We start from the raw sequence: 18,619 nt of genomic DNA, 5'->3' as shown, positions 1-18,619 counted from the left end.
AACTGTCATGGAATCACAGTCGACCGCGACCCCCGATCTCGGGGTCTCGCCCACCTCCCGGCTCTGCGACACCCCCATCGCGATCATCGGCCTCGGCGCGCTCTACCCGCGTTCGACCGACCTCACCGAATATTGGTCGAATATCGTCGCGGCCGCGGACTGCATCGAAGACGTGCCGGAAACGCATTGGAAGATCGAGGATTACTGGGATCCCGATCCCAGCGCACCGGATAAGACCTACGCCAAGCGCGGCGGTTTCATCCCCACCATCGACTTCAATCCGCTGGAATTCGGCTTGCCGCCCAACCAGCTCGAGGTCACCGATGTATTGCAGCTGCTGAGCCTGGTGGTGGCCAAGCAGACCCTCGCCGACGCGGGCGCCACCGGGTCGCAGTGGTACGACCCCAGCCGCACCGGCGTGATCCTCGGCATCACCGGCGCCAATTCGCTGACCCAGCCACTGGCCACCCGCCTGCAGACCCCGGTGCTCAAGGAGGTGGTGCGCAGCTGCGGGCTGTCCGATCAGGACGCCGAGGAGATCGCCGCCAAATTCGCCAAGGCCTTCGCGCCGTGGGAGGAGAACTCGTTCCCGGGCATGCTCGGCAATGTGGTGGCCGGGCGCATCGCGAACCGGTTCGACCTGGGTGGCACCAACTGCACGGTGGACGCGGCGTGCGCGAGTTCGCTTGCGGCCGTACATATGGCGGCGGCGGAGCTGGTGTCGGGCCGTGCGGATCTGATGATCAGCGGTGGCTGTGACGCCGAGAACACCATCCTGATGTACCTGTGCTTCAGCAAGACTCCCGCGCTGTCCAAGAGCGGGATCATCCGGCCGTTCGACGAGAATTCCGACGGCACCATGATCGGCGAGGGCATGGGCATGCTGGCGCTCAAGCGCCTGGCCGACGCCGAACGCGACGGCGACCGGATCTATTCGGTGCTCCGTGGCATCGGCACCTCGAGCGACGGCCGGTTCAAGAGCATCTATGCCCCCCGCAAGGAGGGCCAGATCGTGGCGCTGCAGCGCGCCTACACCGACGCCGGGTTCGGTCCGGAGCAGGTCGGACTGGTGGAATGCCACGGCACCGGCACGGCGGTCGGCGACTACACCGAATTGTCCGCGCTGCGTGAGGTTTTCGCCGAGGCCAGCGACGAGAAGCAGTTCTGTGCCGTCGGCAGCGTCAAATCGCAGATCGGGCACACCAAGGCGGCGGCCGGGGCGGCCGGGCTGATCAAGCTCTCGCTCGCGCTGCACCAGAAGGTGCTGCCGCCGACCATCAACGTCGAAACCCCCAAGGAATCGGTCGATTTCCCGAATTCACCGTTCTGGGTCAACTCCGAGACCCGTCCGTGGGTGCTCGAGCCCGGTCGGGAACGCCGCCGGGCGGCAAGTTCGTCCTTCGGCTTCGGCGGCACGAACTTCCACTGCGTGCTCGAGGAGCACGATTCCAGCGGCTCGGATCTGCGTGCGCTGCATCGGAACTACCGGGTGCACATGTGGCATGCGGAATCGCCGCAGGCACTGCTCGGTGTCCTCGCGGACAGCCCGGCCGGTATCGAGCTGGACGCACCGATCCCGGCCGACCACGCCCGATTGGCTGTGGTGGCGCGTACCGCCGATGAGCTGGAATCCTTGCGCGACAAGGCGGTCGAGCGATTGCGGGCCGAACTGGCCACCGGCGCCGAGGCAGCTCGGAACAATGGCTCGCGGGTTCACGGTGCCGATTCCTTCGAGCTGCCCGGTGGTGCCTACTACCGGCGCAGCGCCGGTGCGGTCGGCAAGATCGCCGCACTGTTTGCCGGTCAGGGCAGTCAGTACGTCGGCATGGGTGCGCAGACCGCCATCTCGGTGCCGCCGGTGCGGGCCGCGTTCGACGCCGCGAGCAAGCTCTCCGACGCCGCGGATCCGTTGAGCCGCGCGATCTTTCCGCCACCCGCATTCGCCCGCGAGGTCGCCCAGCAGCAGGAAGAAGCATTGCGCCGCACCGATTTCGCGCAGCCCGCGATCGGCGCGCTGTCGGCGGGGCAGTACCGGTTCCTGGACGAGCTCGGCTTCGTGCCCGACGGCGCACTCGGCCACAGCTTCGGTGAGCTCACCGCGCTGTGGGCGGCCGGTGCACTGGACGACGACCAGTTGCACCGGTTGGCCAGGGCGCGCGGCGCGGCGATGGCGCAACTGCCCGAGGGCGCGGCGGACCGCGGCACCATGGCCGCCTTGCGGTGCGGCCCGGAACAATTGACCGAACTGCTCGTCGCGCACCCCGATGTGATCGTGTGCAACCTGAACGCGCCCGAGCAGACCGTCGTCGGCGGCGGCACCGCAGCGGTACAGGCCTTCGCGGCCGCCGCGAAGGAGCAGGGCATGGACGCCCAGTTGCTGCCGGTCGCCGCGGCCTTCCACACCTCCTACGTGGGCCATGCGGTCGACGCCTTCCGCACTGCCGTGGCCGCCGAGCAGATCGGGGTCCCGGCCATCCCGGTCTTCGCGAATTCGGCGGATGCGGAGTACGGCGCGGACGCCGAGGTGAACCGCGATGTCCTGGTGGAGCAGTTGTCCAAGCCGGTCGCGTTCGCGCCCCGGATTCGTCAGATGTACGACGCGGGCTATCGCGTCTTCATCGAGTTCGGCCCCAAATCCGTACTCTCCGGCCTGGTTCGCAAGATCCTCGCCGACGAGCCGGACGTTGTCGTGGTCGCCGCCGACGCGGGCCAGGGCAACGACGGTGACCGCGCCATCAAACAGCTCGCGGCGCGGCTTGCCGTGCTCGGTCTGCCGCTGACCGGACTCAACCGGTACAGCGCCGAGGTGCCCGAAGTAGTCGAGACCAAAGGAATGAGGATCCCCTTGAACGGCATCAATTACGTCTCGGAGGAGCGTCGCAGCTCCTACCAGGACGCACTCGAGAACGGGTACCAGGTGTCCCAGCCCGCGCCCGCCGCCCCCGCCAATGGAAATGGCAACGGCCACCACGCTGTTGAGCCGGTCGCCAACGGCAACCACGCGCCCGCGCCGGTCGCCGACACCGCCGCCCCCGCCGAGTGGCAGACCCGCGGCGATCTCGCCGGTGACCACCTGTCCCTGCACCGCGAATACCTCAGCAGCCAGCTGCGGGTCGCCGAACGCCTCAGCGGCATTCTGGAGCACGACGCCCGCACCGGCGGCCCGAATGAGCGGACCGTCGCCGGTCTGGCGTCGGTGAGCGACCACAGCGTCGCCATCGGCCAGGCACACAGCCACGCCAGCGAGGTCATGCTCGGCTTCGCGTATCTGGAAGCGGGCCAGGGCATTTCCGCCCCCGCGATCCGCCGCCCGATCGAACGGCTGCCTCGTCCGGAGCTGGAGTTGGGTGCGCAGGCCGAGCTGACCGCCGCCCCGCAGGCCTACGCGCCCGCACCGTCGTATGCGCCCGCGCCGCAGGCGGTTGCTTCGGCGCCGCAGGCGGTTGCTCCGGCGCCCGCTGCCCCTGCTGCTGCCCCGACCCCTGCGCCGCAACCGGTTCCGGCCGCCCAGCCCGCGCCTGCTGCTGCGGCTCCCGCCGCTGCCCCGCAGGACCCTGCCGAGGTCACCGAGGTCGTGCAGGAGGCGCTGCTGTCGATCGTCTCGGAGAAGACCGGCTACCCGACCGACATGCTCGAGGTCGATATGGATGTCGAGGCCGACCTCGGTATCGACTCCATCAAGCGGGTCGAGATCATGGGTGCCCTGCAGGAGCGTTTCCCGGACAGCCCACAGGCCGCTCCGGAGCAGATGGGTGAACTGCGCACCCTCGGTGGCATTGTCGCCTTCATCAGCGTCGCCATCGGCGGCTCGGCCGTCGCGAGCACTGGGGCGGAGGCGGTTCACCCAAAAGCTGATGGCGCGTCCCGCATCGCGAGGATGCAGGCGCGCCTTTCCGCACTGCCCGTTGCCGCCCCGCTGGTCGGAGCGTATGCCGCCGAGCCGGTCGCGCTGATCGCGGGACCCGGCGGGGTGCTGGCCGAACCGCTCGCCGCCGCGCTCGCGGCGGCGGGCTGGTCGGTCGCCCGCGGTTCCGAAATCCCGCAGGGCCGACTGGATCTGGTGCTGTTCCTGGCGCCGGACGCACCCGCCCAGTGGTCGGAATCCATTGCCACACTGGAAGATGCGCTGGCCCTGGCCGGTGCGTCGCAGCGAGCGCTCGAACGGGCCGCGGTGCAGCACCGGGCGGGATTCCTCACCGTCAGCAGGATCGACGGGATCCTCGGGCTCTCCGGCAGCACCGATGCCGCGGCGCTGCTCGGTGGTCTGCCGGGCCTGGTCAAGACCCTGGCCATCGAGGCGCCCGAACTGTACTGCCGGGCCGTGGATCTGAGTCCGGAGCTCACCGTCGAACAGGCGGTGGTGCGGTTGCTCGATGAGATCGACGATGCCGATACCGGCGTCGCCGAGGTCGGCGTTGCGGCGGACGGCACCCGCCGCACGCTGCTCGCCTCGACCGACGACGGTAACGATCCACTACTGCCGCACAAGGATTCGGTACCCGAGCCGACGGCGGCGGATCTGCTCGTGGTCACCGGCGGCGGCCGCGGTGTCACCGCGGCCTGCGCCATCGGTCTCGCCGAGCGCTACGGCTGTGGTCTGCTGCTGCTCGGCCGCAGCGCACTCGCGGCCGAACCGGACTGGGCCGCAGGGATACCCGAGAACGAGCTCAAGGGTGTCATCGTCGGTGAGCTGCGGGCCAGCGGTGCGAAGCCAACGCCACGGGATGTGGAACGCAGCTTCCGCGGCCTTGTCGCGGGCCGCGAGATCCGCGCCACTCTGACCGCCATCCGGGCCACCGACGCCACCGCCGAATACCTCGCGGTCGACGTCACCGACCCGGCGGCGACCGCGGCGGCGCTGGCACCGTACCGAGACCGGATCACCGGCATTGTGCACGGTGCGGGTGTGCTGGCCGATAAGGCCATCGTCGATCAACGCCGCGACGATGTCGCACCGGTGCTGACCACGAAGCTGGCCGGACTCGCCTCGGTACTCGATGCCGTTGACGAGGCCGGACTGCGCCACGTCGTGCTGTTCTCCTCGATCGCCGGATTCTTCGGCAACCGTGGACAATCCAGCTACGCCTGCGCCAACGAGGCACTCAACCGGATCGCCGCGACCGTGGGTCGACGGCTGCCGCACAGCCAGGTGACCTCGGTGAACTGGGGTGCTTGGGCGGGCGGCATGGTCACTGCGCAACTGGAGCGGATGTTCGCCGAGCGTGGCGTCACCCTGATTCCGCTCGAGACCGGCGTCGAATTCTTCACCGAAGAATTCAGCACCGCGCGCTCCACCGACGTGGTGTGCGTGGTCGGCCCGAATGCTCCGCTGTCGGTGCGCGCGCCGCGCCGGATGGCATCCGGACCGACGATGGTGCGCCGACAGTTGGCCGCGGCCGACCCGGTGCTCGCCGACCATGCCGTCGGCGGTATTCCGGTGCTGCCCGCGACCGCGGCCATCGGCACCGTTCTCGGTACGGCACAACGTCTTACCGGGCAGTCGAAGCATCTGCTGCGCGGGTTCTCGGTGCTCAAGGGCGTGGTCTTCGATCAGGACGGGCCCACCCACCTGAACCTGACCTACAACCCGGGTGCCGACTCGACCGTGGTGCTGGTGACCGATCCGAACGGTCGGCCCCGGTTCCGTGCCCAGGTGCTCGACAGGGTGCCGGTCGCGGGGACACTCACCGGCTTGCCGGATCCGGTCGAGCCGGTGACCGCCTACACCGACGGGGTGCTGTTCCACGGCCCCGCGTTGCAGGGACTCAGGGCCATGGTCGCCGGATCCGACGGCCGCTTGGTGCTGGGGTGCCGACTGACCGACCGACCGCTGCAAGGTGGCGGATTCGGAACCGCCGACTACAGCCCGGTACTGGCCGATCTGCTCTTGCAGGCGGCGCTCGTACAAGTGCATCGCACGCTGGGGCTCAACAGTCTGCCCACCGCTGTCGGCACCGTCGAGGTGCACGACGTCCTGCCCTCGGATGCGGACTTCCGCATCGTGGTCGAGGCCGTCTCGACCAGCGGATCGGTGGCCCGCACCACGGTGACGGCCATCGACCGGGACGGGCGGGTGCTGCTGCGGTTCGGCGATGTCGAGCTGGTGGCCAGCGATGCGCTCGGCACGAAATTCGCGATGGACCACACGGATCGGACTGCGTGAAGAAAATGTCAGACACGGACAACGGCAGCACCGCGGCGGCGGTAGCGATCGTCGGGATCGGCTGCCTGCTACCCGGCGCGCATACGCCGGAACAGTTCTGGGACCAACTGCTCGCCGGTGCCGACCTGCGCAGTGCGGGCGGCGCGGAGGTTTTCGGCGCCGACCCCGCCACCCGCGGCGGCTGGGGTGACCCGGAGCACGGCATCGCCTCGGCGCGTGGCGGCTTCGTCACCGAGCCGGATATCGATCCGACCGGCCTGCGGGTCGATGCCGAGCGCATCGACGGCCTCGGCCGGGTGGTGCGGTGGCCGTTGTACGTGGTCCGGCAGGCCTTGGCCGATGCCGGAATCACCGAGGACGACCCGGTGCTGGCCCGTACCGGGCTCGTCCTGGGCAACTACTCGTTCCCCACCGAACGCTCGGTCGACCTGTGCGTCCCGCTGACCAGGCGCGCGGTCGACCAAGGGCTGCGTGCTGCGGGACTTCCCTTGCCGCACAACGACACCGGCGCCTGGTCGCCGGCGGTTCCGGTCGAATCGCTGTGGCCATCCGGGCTGCCGACCACCGTCGTCGGTGATGCACTCGGCCTCGGCGGCCCGCGCCTGGCGCTGGACGCGGCCTGCTCGTCGGCGCTCTACAGCATCAGCCTCGGCCGCGACTACCTCAGCACCGGCGCCGCCGATATCGTGCTGGCGGGCGCGGTGTGCGCCCCTGACCCGCTGCTCATCCACCTGTCCTTTTCCGATCTGCGCGCCTTTCCCGACAATGGCATCAGCCAGCCCTTCCGCGCCGACTCGACCGGCATCGTCACCGGCCAAGGTGCGGGCGTCGTCGTCCTCAAGCGCCTCGCCGACGCCGAGCGCGACGGTGACACCATCTATGCCGTTATCGAATCGATCGGGATCGGCAACGATGGCGCGGGCGCACACCTGCTGGCCCCCAACGTCGAGGGACAGTTGGCGGCCTACCGTCAGGCCTACGGCGGCGGCATCGATCCAACCGCGGTGGACTACATCGAATGTCACGCCACCGGAACTCCGGTCGGCGACCCGATCGAATTGCGCGGACTCACCGAGTTTTTCGGCGATGACGTGCCGCTGTTGGGTTCGGTGAAGGGCAATATCGGCCATCTGCTCACCGTTGCGGGGTTCACGAGCGTGCTGAAGGCGACGTTGGCGATGCGCCACGGGGTCATCCCCGCTACCCCGGCCGTCGCCGATCCGATCCGACCGGCGGGTGCCGAGAGCGCCGCGGCCAGGATCGTGACGACCAATCGTCAATGGCCGGAACGTGATTCGGCGGATGACCCGCACATCCGTCGGGCCGGAGTGTCGGCCTTCGGTTTCGGCGGCACCAACGCCCACATTGTGCTCGCACAGGCCGCCGATGCTCCCGCTGCCACGGCAGCCGAATCCGAGGTTGCGGCGGGCGGCAATGCGCCCACCGAGACTGGTTCCGATGATGTCGTGGCGAGCGACACGATGCTCGATACCGACGGTTCGGGTTCGCGGCGGCAGGCGAATTCGGTGCAACCGGTGCGAATGGCCTTGTCCGGCATGGGTGTTCGAGTCGGTGGCATCGCCGGAGTCGATGCCATGCGGCAGGTGGTGCGCACCGGCCGTCCGGCACTGGTGCCCAGGCCCGAACCGCGTTGGTACGGGGCCGAGCAGCTCGGCATCGCGGAACTGGAGGAGCAACGCGACGCCGGCTATGTGGACAGCGTCGAGGTCGACGTGCGCGCCTACCGCATGCCGCCCGCCGAACTGGCGCAGGTGAATCCGCAGCATCTGCTGTTCTTCCAGGCGGCAGAGGAAGCGCTGGCCGAGGCCGGACTGACCACCTCGGGCCGGGATCAGGCGGGCCGCCGGGTCGGCGTCGTGGTCGCCATGGAGATGGAGCCGCGTTCGCACGCCCACCGTGCCCGCTTCGATATCGGCGCGCACGTGCGCGCCGAATGTGCCAGGGCCGCGATCTCGCTGTCCGATGACGAACTCGATCGTCTGGAAACCGCGGTCCGCGCCGGGGTACACGACCCCATCGGCGCGAACGAGGTGCTCAGCTACATCGGCAACATCATGGCCAGCCGCATCGCCTCGGCCCATAACCTCACCGGCCCCGCCTTCACGGTTTCCGCCGACGCCACCGGAGGCGCCCGCGCCCTCGAGGTCGCCGGGCTGCTCCTGCTGGACCCGACGGTGGAAGCCGTGCTGGTCGGCGGCGTGGAACTCGCTGCGGGCGTGGAGAACACCTTGGTGCGCACCGCCCTGGCCCAGGGGCGACGACCGATCCTCGGCGACGGTGCCGCGGCTCTGGTGCTCACCCGGTCCGATGGCACCGAGCCCCTCACCATCGACTCGGTGGTGGTGCACCAGGACATCGGGTCCGCGGACGCGACCGATGAACTCACGCCCGGGGCCGACCTTCGTGCGCGCCTGGAAAAGGGTTATGCGGCCACGGGATTCGCGCTCGACGAGGTAGCGCACCTGGAGGTGGCATCGGCAGTGGCCGACACCGACCTCACGACCCTGGCGCGGCTGTTTCCTGCCCGTGCTCCCGAGGTGCCGAGTTGTGCGGTGACCAGCCACATTTCGCTGGCCGGTGACGCACAGCAGGCCGGTGTTCTCGCCGGGATTATCAGTGCGGCACTGTGCCTGCGCCACCGGGAACTTCCGCCCGCCCCGGCCGCGCTGCGCGAGAGCAGCGACGCGATCGGCGCATTCGACGACTCCGCCTTACACCTGCTCGACGCACCCGCACCGTGGCTCGGCCTGGAGCGCGACCGTCGCCGAGTCGCGGCGGTACATGCGGTGAGTGGCTCGAGCACCGCCCACATCGTCCTGTCGGCAGCACCGGCCACCGATCCGGTCGAGACCACCGACTGGTCCGGGGGTGGTGCCCCACTGTTGATTCCGCTGCACGGCGATGACGGGACCGCGCTGGCGGCCCGGGCGGCCGACTGCCTTGCCGCGCTGGATTCCGGCCGCACTGCCATGGAACTGGCCCGCGAATACATTGCCGCGCCCCGAACCGGCCGCTACACCGCGGTGCTGGTAGCGGCCGACGCCGCCGCACTGCGGCGTGAACTCGACGCCGCCACCCGCCACCTGCCGGATCTCACGGCGACCGGCGGGGAATGGGCCACCCCCGCGGGCAGCTACTGCACCACCAGCCCGGTCGGCCGGGACGCCCGCGTCGCCTTCGTCTACCCCGGTGCGTTCACCGCTTATCCGGGCGCGGGCCGCGAACTGTTTTCGCTGTTCCCCGGTCTGCAGACCGAATTCGAGCGCGACGCGACGCAACCATGGGCCGAATTCAAGCATGCGTCCCTGTATCCCAGCGGTCCGCGCGGCATCGAACGTTCTGCCCTGATGCGGCACGAGGGCGAGTTGATCGAGTCCATCCCGACCATGCTCGCCATCGGTACGAACGCGGCCGTACTCAATACCCGGCTGCTGCGCGACGGGCTCGGCATTCACCCGGACGGCGGCTTCGGCTACAGCCTGGGGGAGAGCAGCATGCTCTTCGCCATGGACGTGTGGGACGCGTCCGTCCGCGACGATGCCCCGCTGGTGAACTCCCCGCTGTTCGTCGATCAATTGCGCGGCCCCAAGCGTCTGATCCGCGCCGCCTGGGGGTTGCCGGACGACCTCCCGGACAAGCAGGTGTGGACCACCCAGGTGCTGCTGGCCGGTGCCGCACAGGTCCGCACGGCCATGACCGGACTGGACCGCGTTTTCCTCACCCACATCAACACCCCCGTCGAGGTCGTGGTCGCGGGCTTCCCCGAGGCCGTCAAGGAACTCATCGCGCGCTTGGGCTGCAAGTCGGCGAAGGCACCGGCCAATCATGTAATGCACTGTGCGGCAGTCGAATCCGAACGTGCCGCCTTCGCGGGACTCAACAACCATCCGTTGGGCCACCCCGCCGCGGATCTCGAACTGTTGTCGAGCTTCGACTACGGCCTGGTCGATCCGACCGACCGCACCGTGATCGCCGACCGTATCGCGGAAACACTTTGCAGCACAGTCGATTTCAGCAAGCTGATCGAAGGCGCATATGACCGCGGCTTCCGCGTCTTCATCGAGGTCGGCCCCGGCGCGAGCTGCACCCGCTGGGTAGCCGAAACGCTGTCCGGCCGCGAACACGTTGCCGTCCCGGTCGATCGCCGTGGCGCGAAGGCCGGAACCGCGCTGGCACAAGCCCTTGCCCGGCTGGTGAGTCACGGTGTCGGCGTCCGGCTCGACCGGTTGTTCCCGGCATCGGACGCGGCGACACAACGGTCCCGTTTCAGCATCGCCGTCACCTGCGGCGGGGAATCGGTGGTCGACCGCGTCACCCAGCGCACAGCGCCCATCATCGCCGCAGCACTGCGCACCGATACCAGCACGGTCGCAATGACATCGGCGGCCGACATCACCGCTATCGCAGCCGAAACCACGATCCTCACCGTGGAACCGGACCTGATCATCATCGAGGGAGAACCGTTCGTGTATCTGCCCCGCCGACAACCCGCTCTGCAACCGGCGCCCTACCAGCCGTCCGCCGATCGGCCCGCCCCCCGGCCGGTCGATCCGCAGCCGCAGCAATCGGCTCCGCTCGTTGCCGCTCTCACCCAGCCAGCGCTGGCCGCACCGGCGAGCGGGCGACTGGAAACCGCCCGCACCCGCGTCCTGCGCCCGATGAGCACCACGGTGTCCTCCGCGCACCAGTCCTTCCTCCGGGCCCAGAGCGCGCTGCTGCACCGTGACCTGGACGCCTTGGAGGCTGGCCGCGGCAGCTTCCCGCCACCACCGCACACCCCGGAACCCGCTGCGCCGCATCGCACTGTGGTCTGGGACGAGGACGACCTCCTCGAATTCGCGGTCGGCAAGGTGGCCAATGTATTCGGTCCCGAATTCGCCGAAATCGACGAGTACCCGGTTCGCGTCCGCCTTCCCGAACTGCCATACCACTTCGTCACGCGTGTCACCGAATTACACGCCACTACCCGACAGTTCGAGCCCTGCTCGATCACCACCGAATACGACGTCCCCAAGGGCGCCTGGTATTCGGTCGACGGCCTCGTGCCCTGCGCGGTCACCATCGAGGCAGGCCAGTGCGATCTACTGCTGGTCAGCTACCTCGGCATCGACTTCCGCAACAAGGGCGAGCGCGTCTACCGCCTGCTCGACAGCGAACTGGTCTTCCACGGCGGCCTGCCCCGCGAGGGCCAAACCCTGCGCTATGAAATCAAAATCGACCGCTTCGTCTGGAACGGCGACAGCCTGCTGTTCTTCTTCAACTATCGCTGCTTCGCCGACGGCGTCCTGATCCTGGAACTCCTCGACGCCTGCGCGGGCTTCTTCTCCGCACTGGAACTCGAGGACTCCCTCGGCGTCGTCTTCAATGCCGCGGATCGCAAGCGGCGCGAGGCGATGACCAAGACCTGGTTCAAACCCCTGGCACGTACGAACCGCACCTCGCTCACCGCCCAGGATCTGCAACTGCTGGCCGAGGGCCGCCCCGCCGACGTCTTCGGCCCCGCATGGGATCAGACGAGCGACGGCTGCAATCGCTCGCTGCGCCTGCCGGATTCGATGCTGCGGATGGTCGACGAAATCACCACCATCGACCGCCTGGGCGGCCCGCGGGCACTCGGCGAGATCAGCGCGGTCAAATACCTCGATGCCGACGGCTGGTACTTCCGCTGCCACTTCACCGGCGACCCGGTGTTGGCCGGTTCCCTGGTCGCGGAGGGCGGTGTGCAACTGCTGCAGACCTACGCGCTCTACCTCGGCCTGCACCTGGTGCTGCCCGACGCCGAATTCCAGTCCGTCCCAGGGCTGAAGACCCAGGTGAAGGTGCGCGGCCAAATAACCCCGAAGCAGTCGAGCATCCGCTACCACGTGGAGATCACCGAGATCACCATGCTGCCGCGCCCGACGGTGATCGCCGACATCATTGTCTACGACGGTGATAAGGCCATGATCAGCATGCGCAATTTCGGTGTGCAGGTTCGCGAGAAGCCGGGCACCCCGTATCGTCCCGAAATCGGCGGCGTCCCAGCCTTCCTCGGCCGCCGCAATCAGGCCGGTGAGGCCGCGTTCATCAATGAACTGCATCTGGCGCACGCCGCCAAGGGCGATCTGGCCACCGCGATGGGCCGGGAGTTCGAGATCTACGCCGACCGCAAGGCGCCCTATATCCCCAACGGCGACTTCCGTTTCGTCGACCGCATCATGAAATTCAATGGCGTCCGCGGCGAACTGAAGGCCGGGGCCACCATGGAGACCGAATACGATTGCCCACCCGAGGCGTGGTACTTCCACGAGAACGCGTTTCCGGGCATGCCGAACTGCGTCTATATGGAGTCCTCGCTCCAGGCCGCCATCCTGCTCGGCTACTACCTCGGCGCCAGCCTGGCCACCCCGGAGCAGGAACTCAATATCCGCAACCTGGATGGCAAGGCCACCGTGGTCAAGCAGGTCGACCTGCGCGGCAAGACGATTCGCCAGCACACCACCATGCTGTTCAACCAGATCATGCCCGGCACTTCGCTGCAGAAGTTCCGCTACGAACTCTTCGCCGACGGCGAGCTGTTCTACCGGGGCGAGTCGATGTTCGGCTACCACACGGCCGAGGCGTTGAGCGCCCAGGTCGGTCTCGACAACAGCGCTTATGTCGCACCCTGGTTCGAGCAGCAGCTGGAAAGCATGGCACCCCAGCAGATTCGCACCCTCGCCGTCCGATCCGAGGACAGCTGGTTCGACCGCGATGGCCTGCGCTTGGCCGACGGTCACCTGCGGCTGATCGACGAGGTCGATATCGTCTCCGGTGGCGGCAAGTACGACCAGGGATACCTGCGCGGTCTGCGTCATATCGACCACGACGACTGGTACTTCTTCTGCCACTTCTATCGCGACCCGGTGATGCCGGGATCGCTCGGCGTCGAGGCGCTCATCCAGGCGCTGCAGGTCTACGCCATCGACATCGGCGCGGGGGCGGAGTTCGCCGATCCCGTCTTCGCCATGCCCCTCGATGTCGAAATGGTCTGGAAATACCGGGGACAGATTCTGCGCACCGAGGGCCCGATGACCTTCGACCTGCACATCAAGGAAGTACGGCACCTTCCCGACGAGGGAGCGGGAGCTCGGGTGTTGGTGATCGCCGACGCCAATGTCTGGAAGCCGGGCTTGCGCATCTATGAACTCGCGAACGTCGCAGTCGAGGTTCACGAACGCCGAGAGGACGAACGATGACCACCACCTTCGGAAGCGGTACCGCCCAGCCCGCCAACGGTATTCGGCCCGACGAACACGACGGACCGGTAGTCCAGACCAGTCTGCAGGGCTTCTACGACACCCTGACCGCGCTCGACGCCCCCTGCTACGTCGTGCGCACCCGCTCGGGTACCGGCCTGACCACCATCCGCCCCGATGACGACGCCACCGTCGTCGCGGCGGTCGGCCCACTGCCCGCCGAACAGCTCGGCTCCTCGACTTTCCGTGCCTGCCACGGTGTTCGCTACGCCTACATGGGTGGCGCGATGGCTGGCGGCATTGCCTCCGAGGACTACGTCATCGCGCTGGCCAAGGCGGGCTGCCTCGGTTCGTTCGGCGCGGCCGGACTGCTGCCGGAACGGGTGGAGGCCGCACTGCAACGGTTTCAGGCCGAGATTCCCGGACTGCCCTTCGCCGCCAACCTGATCCACAGCCCGAGCGAGGAGGAGTTGGAGCGCGCCGCGGTCGAGCTGTTCCTGAAATACGGTGTGCGCTGCGTCGAGGCGTCGGCATTCATGGATGTGACCGCGCACATCGTCCGCTACCGAGTGGCCGGGCTCGCCCGCACTGAAGACGGCCGGGTGCTGATCGGAAATCGGGTGATCGCCAAGGTTTCTCGGGCCGAGGTTGCCGAGAAGTTCATCCGTCCCGCGCCCGCCGCCATTGTCTCCGACCTGCTGGCTCGCGGCCTGATCACCCACGATCAGGCCGAGCTCGCGAAGTTCGTGCCGCTGGCCGACGACATCACCGCCGAGGCCGATTCCGGTGGTCACACCGATCGCCGCCCACTGACCACGCTGTTCCCGTCGATCGTGCGTCGTCGTGACCAGTTGCAGGCCGAACTCGGCTATCCGGTGCCGGTCCGGGTCGGCGCGGCCGGTGGTATCGGCACCCCGACCGCCGCGGCGGCCGCCTTCGCGATGGGCGCGGACTATGTGGTGACCGGTTCGGTGAACCAATCGTGCTTGGAGGCAGGCACTTCCGATGAGGTGCGGCACCTGCTGGCGTCGGCGGGCGTCGCCGATGTCGATATGGCCCCGGCCGCGGATATGTTCGAGCTCGGCGTCGAACTGCAGGTCCTGAAGAAGGGCAGCATGTTCGCGATGCGGGCCAAGCGTCTCTACGAGCTGTACCGCGCCTACGACGGAATCGACGCGCTGCCCGCCGATGAGCGAGCCCGTCTCGAACAGCAGATCCTGCGCCGTTCGGTCGATGAGGTCTGGCAGGAGGTCGTCGCGTACTTCACCCGTCGCGACCCGGCTCAGCTCACCCGTGCCGCCGACGAGCCGAAGCGCAAGATGGCTCTGGTCTTCCGCTGGTATCTCGGCATGGCCTCGCGCTGGGCGGTCGTCGGCGAGGCGGATCGCACACTGGACTACCAGATCTGGTGCGGCCCCGCGATGGGCAGTTTCAACGAGTGGGTGCGCGGCTCGTACCTGGCCGCGGCCGAGAACCGTCGGGTCGCCGATGTGGCCATGAACCTGATGTACGGCGCCGCCTTCACCACGCGCATCCAGCAGCTCGCCCTGGTCGGTGTCCGGGTTCCGCGCACCTGTGCCGACTACCGGCCCGCCCCGGCCGACGGTTCGGACGGTGAGTTGTGACGGTACTCGAGGACCGTGTGCCGGAAGTCGCCTCGCACACCGCGGCTTCGGCTTTGGAGGCCGCGCTCGGCGACCCGACGGCATCGGAGAACCCCTACGGCTTCGCCGCCATGGTCCGGCGGGCCGAACAGGAGGCATTCCCCAGCGCTCTGACCGAAATAGCCGGTCCCGCACTGCGATTGGCCTACATTCCCGCAGATGAGGGCGGCGATCTGGTGCACTACGACCAGACCCTGACCCTGGTTCGCATCGCCGCCCGCCGCGACCTGACGATCATGCCCGCGACGATGATCGACATCACCGCGACACTGTGCGTGCTGCTCGCGGGCGATGCCGACCAACGGGAACGTGTTGTGCGGCTGCTCCGTTCGGGTGGCTCGATCGGTTTCGCCTTTTCCGAACCCGAGCACGGCAGCGACCTGCTCGCCAACACCTGCGCCATGACACCCGACAGGGCCGCTGGCGGCTGGCGCCTCAACGGTGAGAAGTGGCTGGTCGGATTCGGTCGAATCGCCGAGGCGATGCTCGTGATCGCGCACAGCGGCGGACGTGGTCCGGCCGCCTACTCGATGGTACTGGTGGACAATCCACTCGCCCTCGGGTCGGCCGGGCGTCGCGCGGCCGAGGCTACCGGCGGCACCGCGAAGATCCGCCTCCAGCGCCCAACGGGTATGCGCGGCACCGACTTCGCGCACTTCGAATTCGACGGTGTGCCGGTCGGCGATGAGGCCGTCGTCGGCAGACTCGGCCGTGGCATGGAAACCGCTATGCGCGCCATGCAGGTCGTGCGTGCGACCAGCACCGGTGCGAACCTCGCGGCCATGGACTCGGCATTGCGCCTGACCATGGACTTCGCCCACGAGCACAATGCCGCGGGGCGCCCGGTCGCGCAGCACCCGCACAACCGGCGCGAACTCGGTACGGCCGCCGCCGCCCTCATCGCCTGCGATGTCGTCGCCACCGCCTGCGCCCGCTCGATCCACACCTTCCCGGCCGCGCAGAGTCTGTGGTCGGGGCTGGTCAAAACCGTTCTCACCGACTTGTCCGCGGAGGTCTTCGATCGCTGCGCCGACGTCCTCGGCACTCGCAGCGTGCTCCGGGAAGGTCCCGAGGCCGCCTTCGATGTGTTGCGCGCCGATAACGCGGTGGTCCGCTACTTCGACACCAGCCCGATGGCCAACCTGAGGTTGGTCTCGGTGCAGCTCGGCCGCTTCACCGAGGACGGTTTCTCGGCCAAGCAAGCCGGTGATCGCGAGCTGCTGGCCACCACCTTCGACGTGGACGCCGCACTGCCCCCGGTGGATTTCGCCGACTTGGCTCTGTCCGCCCGCGGACTCGAGGTGGTCACCGGTGCACTGCCGCGCGAGATGCGCGCCATCTTCGCCGCCGCCCGGCCCTGCACCGCGCAAACTCTCGCGCTGCTGGATCGCCTCGACCTCGCCATGCACGCGGTGCGCACCCGCATCCGCGGCCTCACCGAGCTGTCTTCGGCCGAACGGGCGACGACCGCACTGGATCTGGCCACCGAGGTCGGCTACCTGCACGCCGCGGCGGCCTGTACCCAACTGTGGTGGTTCAACCGCGCCCGCTCGCTCTACGGCACTACCCCGGGCTCGCTCGACTGGCTACTGCCCGCCCTCGCACTACTGCTCGACCGCGCCGAGTACCGCCGGACTCGGCTGCCGATGCCCTTGGCGGACAGCGCATTCGACGTCGTGGCCCGATTGCGCACCCAGCAGTGCCTGTTCGCCGCGCAACCGGTGCCGCTGGCGCCCGAGAAAGGAATGGATCAGTCATGACCGTGCGGCAGGTAAGGCAGCTGGCCGAGGAACTCGAGCGACACCTCGGTGACCCGCACGACCCGGCCAACCTGTGCTCGTTCCAGCGCATTCTGCGCTACGACGAGCAGGAGGAATTCCCGTACGAACTGCTCGGGGTCCTGCAGCGCTGGGGCGTGCACGAATACTGCCTCCCCGCGGCGTGGGGCGGCCGGGCCGGTGATGTCGAGGCGGGATACGCGCTGTTGCGTTTGGTCGCCCGCCGCGATCCGACCACCGCAGCGGCCCTGATGCTGACCGATCTGGCCTTCATGCCGACCTGGATCGCGGGCACCGACGAGCAGCGCACCTACTTCGTCTCCGCGATCAACAACGGCGCGAAAATGGCGTGGGGCCTGTCCGAGCGCGAACACGGCAGCGATGTCCTGTCGAACGACATGTACGCCGAGAAGGTGGACGGCGGCTACCTGCTGACGGGGGAGAAGTACCTCATCGGCAATGCCACCATCGCCGACGTGGTCACCGTGCACGCCCGCACCGGCGAGCGCGGCGGACCGGGCGACTGGTCGATCTTCGCGGTCGAAAAGCGGCTCGGCCGAGCGGGTTCGGTGATCGAGGTGCCCAACGAGCGGCTGCATGGTCTGCGCGCACTCGATCTCAGCGGCATCCGCCTCGACAAATTCTTCGTCCCCGACAGCCACCTCATCGGCCGCCAGGGCCAGGGCCTCGAACTGGTCCTCAAGAGCGCCCAGGTCGCGCGCACCACCATCAGCGGTTTGGCGCTCGGCGCCGCCGACACCGCGCTGCGGGTCACCCTCGACTTCATCGTCGAGCGCGAGATCTTCGACCAGAAGGTCGTCGAAATCCCGTACACCCGCCGCCAGGTCGCCGAGAGTTTCGCCGATGTGCTGCTGGCCGAGGCGGTCGCCACCGGCGCGGTGCGCGGCCTGCAGGCCGCGCCGCAAGAGACCGCCGTCTGCTCCGCTATCGTCAAGTACTTCGTGCCGACTTCGTTGGAGCGCACGCTGTCTCAGCTGTCGCTGGTCCTCGGCGCCCGCCTGTACCTGCGCGAGCACCCGCACTACGGCATCTACCAGAAGATGCTGCGCGATATCCTGGTCTCGGTCTTCGCCGACGGCAATACTGTCGTGAATCTGAAAAGTGTTGGCGCCCAACTGGAACCAATCGTGACCAGGGCTGCCACCGCCACCTCGGAGCAGCGCGCCGCTGCCCAGGCGAGGGTGGCCGTCATGTATGACATCGACGCCGAACTGCCCGAATGGCAGCCCGAACTGCAGCAGCTGTTCAGCCGCGACGGCGACGCCGCAGTACTCGCGCTGCCGCAGGCGATCATCGCCCTGCGCGAACTCGCCCGCACCCGAGAAGGTGTGCAGCGCAAGTGGTTCGAGCAATCCGCCGATCTGGCCGACCGCCTGCTGCTCGAACTGGACCGGTTGACCGTCGCCCAACAGGAGACCAAGCAGGCGCTCGGTCGCGAATACGGAGCCTCGGCGGAAATCTACCGGCTGGCAGAACAGTACTGCGGCATCCACGCCGCCGCGGCGGTGATCCACCTCGTGGTCAACTCCGAACCCATACTCGAGCAACCCTTCCCGGACGGCGCGGTGCTGCTGTTGTGCCTGGAACGGGTCTGGCGCATGTTCGCACCCGCGGCGCCCGTCACCGATGTCGCGGTGATCGAGCGCGTCATGACCGTTCTACTCGACCTGCACCGCGACCGGAAACTCTTCTCCCACTGGCAATTCCAGGTCCAGGCGAGTGGCGAGCGCCGACCGACCGCGTAAACGCGACAAC

General features: G+C 68.3%; 5 protein-coding genes. All 5 read left to right on the top strand.

What is annotated here, in order from left to right; genetic code table 11:
* The first annotated feature begins 7 nt into the window (after nt 1–7).
* The 5 genes from ACQP1G_RS29550 to ACQP1G_RS29530 are packed head-to-tail and all read left to right on the top strand — an operon-like array spanning nt 8 to nt 18,609.
* On the top strand, nt 8–6,163 hold the full coding sequence (locus ACQP1G_RS29550; RefSeq protein ID WP_433192827.1) for an SDR family NAD(P)-dependent oxidoreductase: 6,156 nt from the start codon (nt 8–10) through the stop codon (nt 6,161–6,163).
* A 5-nt stretch (nt 6,164–6,168) separates the two neighbouring features.
* Entirely contained in the window at nt 6,169–13,401 is a 7,233-nt protein-coding gene (locus ACQP1G_RS29545; RefSeq protein WP_433192826.1) for a beta-ketoacyl synthase N-terminal-like domain-containing protein, read from the top strand.
* A complete protein-coding gene (locus tag ACQP1G_RS29540) occupies nt 13,398–15,026 on the top strand; it encodes a PfaD family polyunsaturated fatty acid/polyketide biosynthesis protein (RefSeq protein WP_433192825.1) in 1,629 nt (542 codons plus the stop codon). The genes ACQP1G_RS29545 and ACQP1G_RS29540 overlap by 4 nt, the downstream gene beginning before the upstream one ends.
* Nucleotides 15,023–16,825 (top strand): acyl-CoA dehydrogenase, encoded by a 1,803-nt coding sequence (locus ACQP1G_RS29535; protein ID WP_433192824.1) that lies wholly within the window; start codon nt 15,023–15,025, stop codon nt 16,823–16,825. Before ACQP1G_RS29540 ends, ACQP1G_RS29535 begins: the two co-directional genes overlap by 4 nt.
* Nucleotides 16,822–18,609, top strand: coding sequence for an acyl-CoA dehydrogenase family protein (locus ACQP1G_RS29530; RefSeq protein ID WP_433192823.1), 1,788 nt, complete (start codon nt 16,822–16,824; stop codon nt 18,607–18,609). The genes ACQP1G_RS29535 and ACQP1G_RS29530 overlap by 4 nt, the downstream gene beginning before the upstream one ends.
* Nucleotides 18,610–18,619 lie beyond the last annotated feature (10 nt).

The sequence above is a fragment of the Nocardia sp. CA-107356 genome, assembly GCF_050946365.1.
In the GTDB taxonomy this organism is placed as follows: Bacteria; Actinomycetota; Actinomycetes; order Mycobacteriales; family Mycobacteriaceae; genus Nocardia.
Note: the sequence above shows the minus strand (reverse complement) of the source record. Positions and strands in the feature narration are given on the sequence as shown.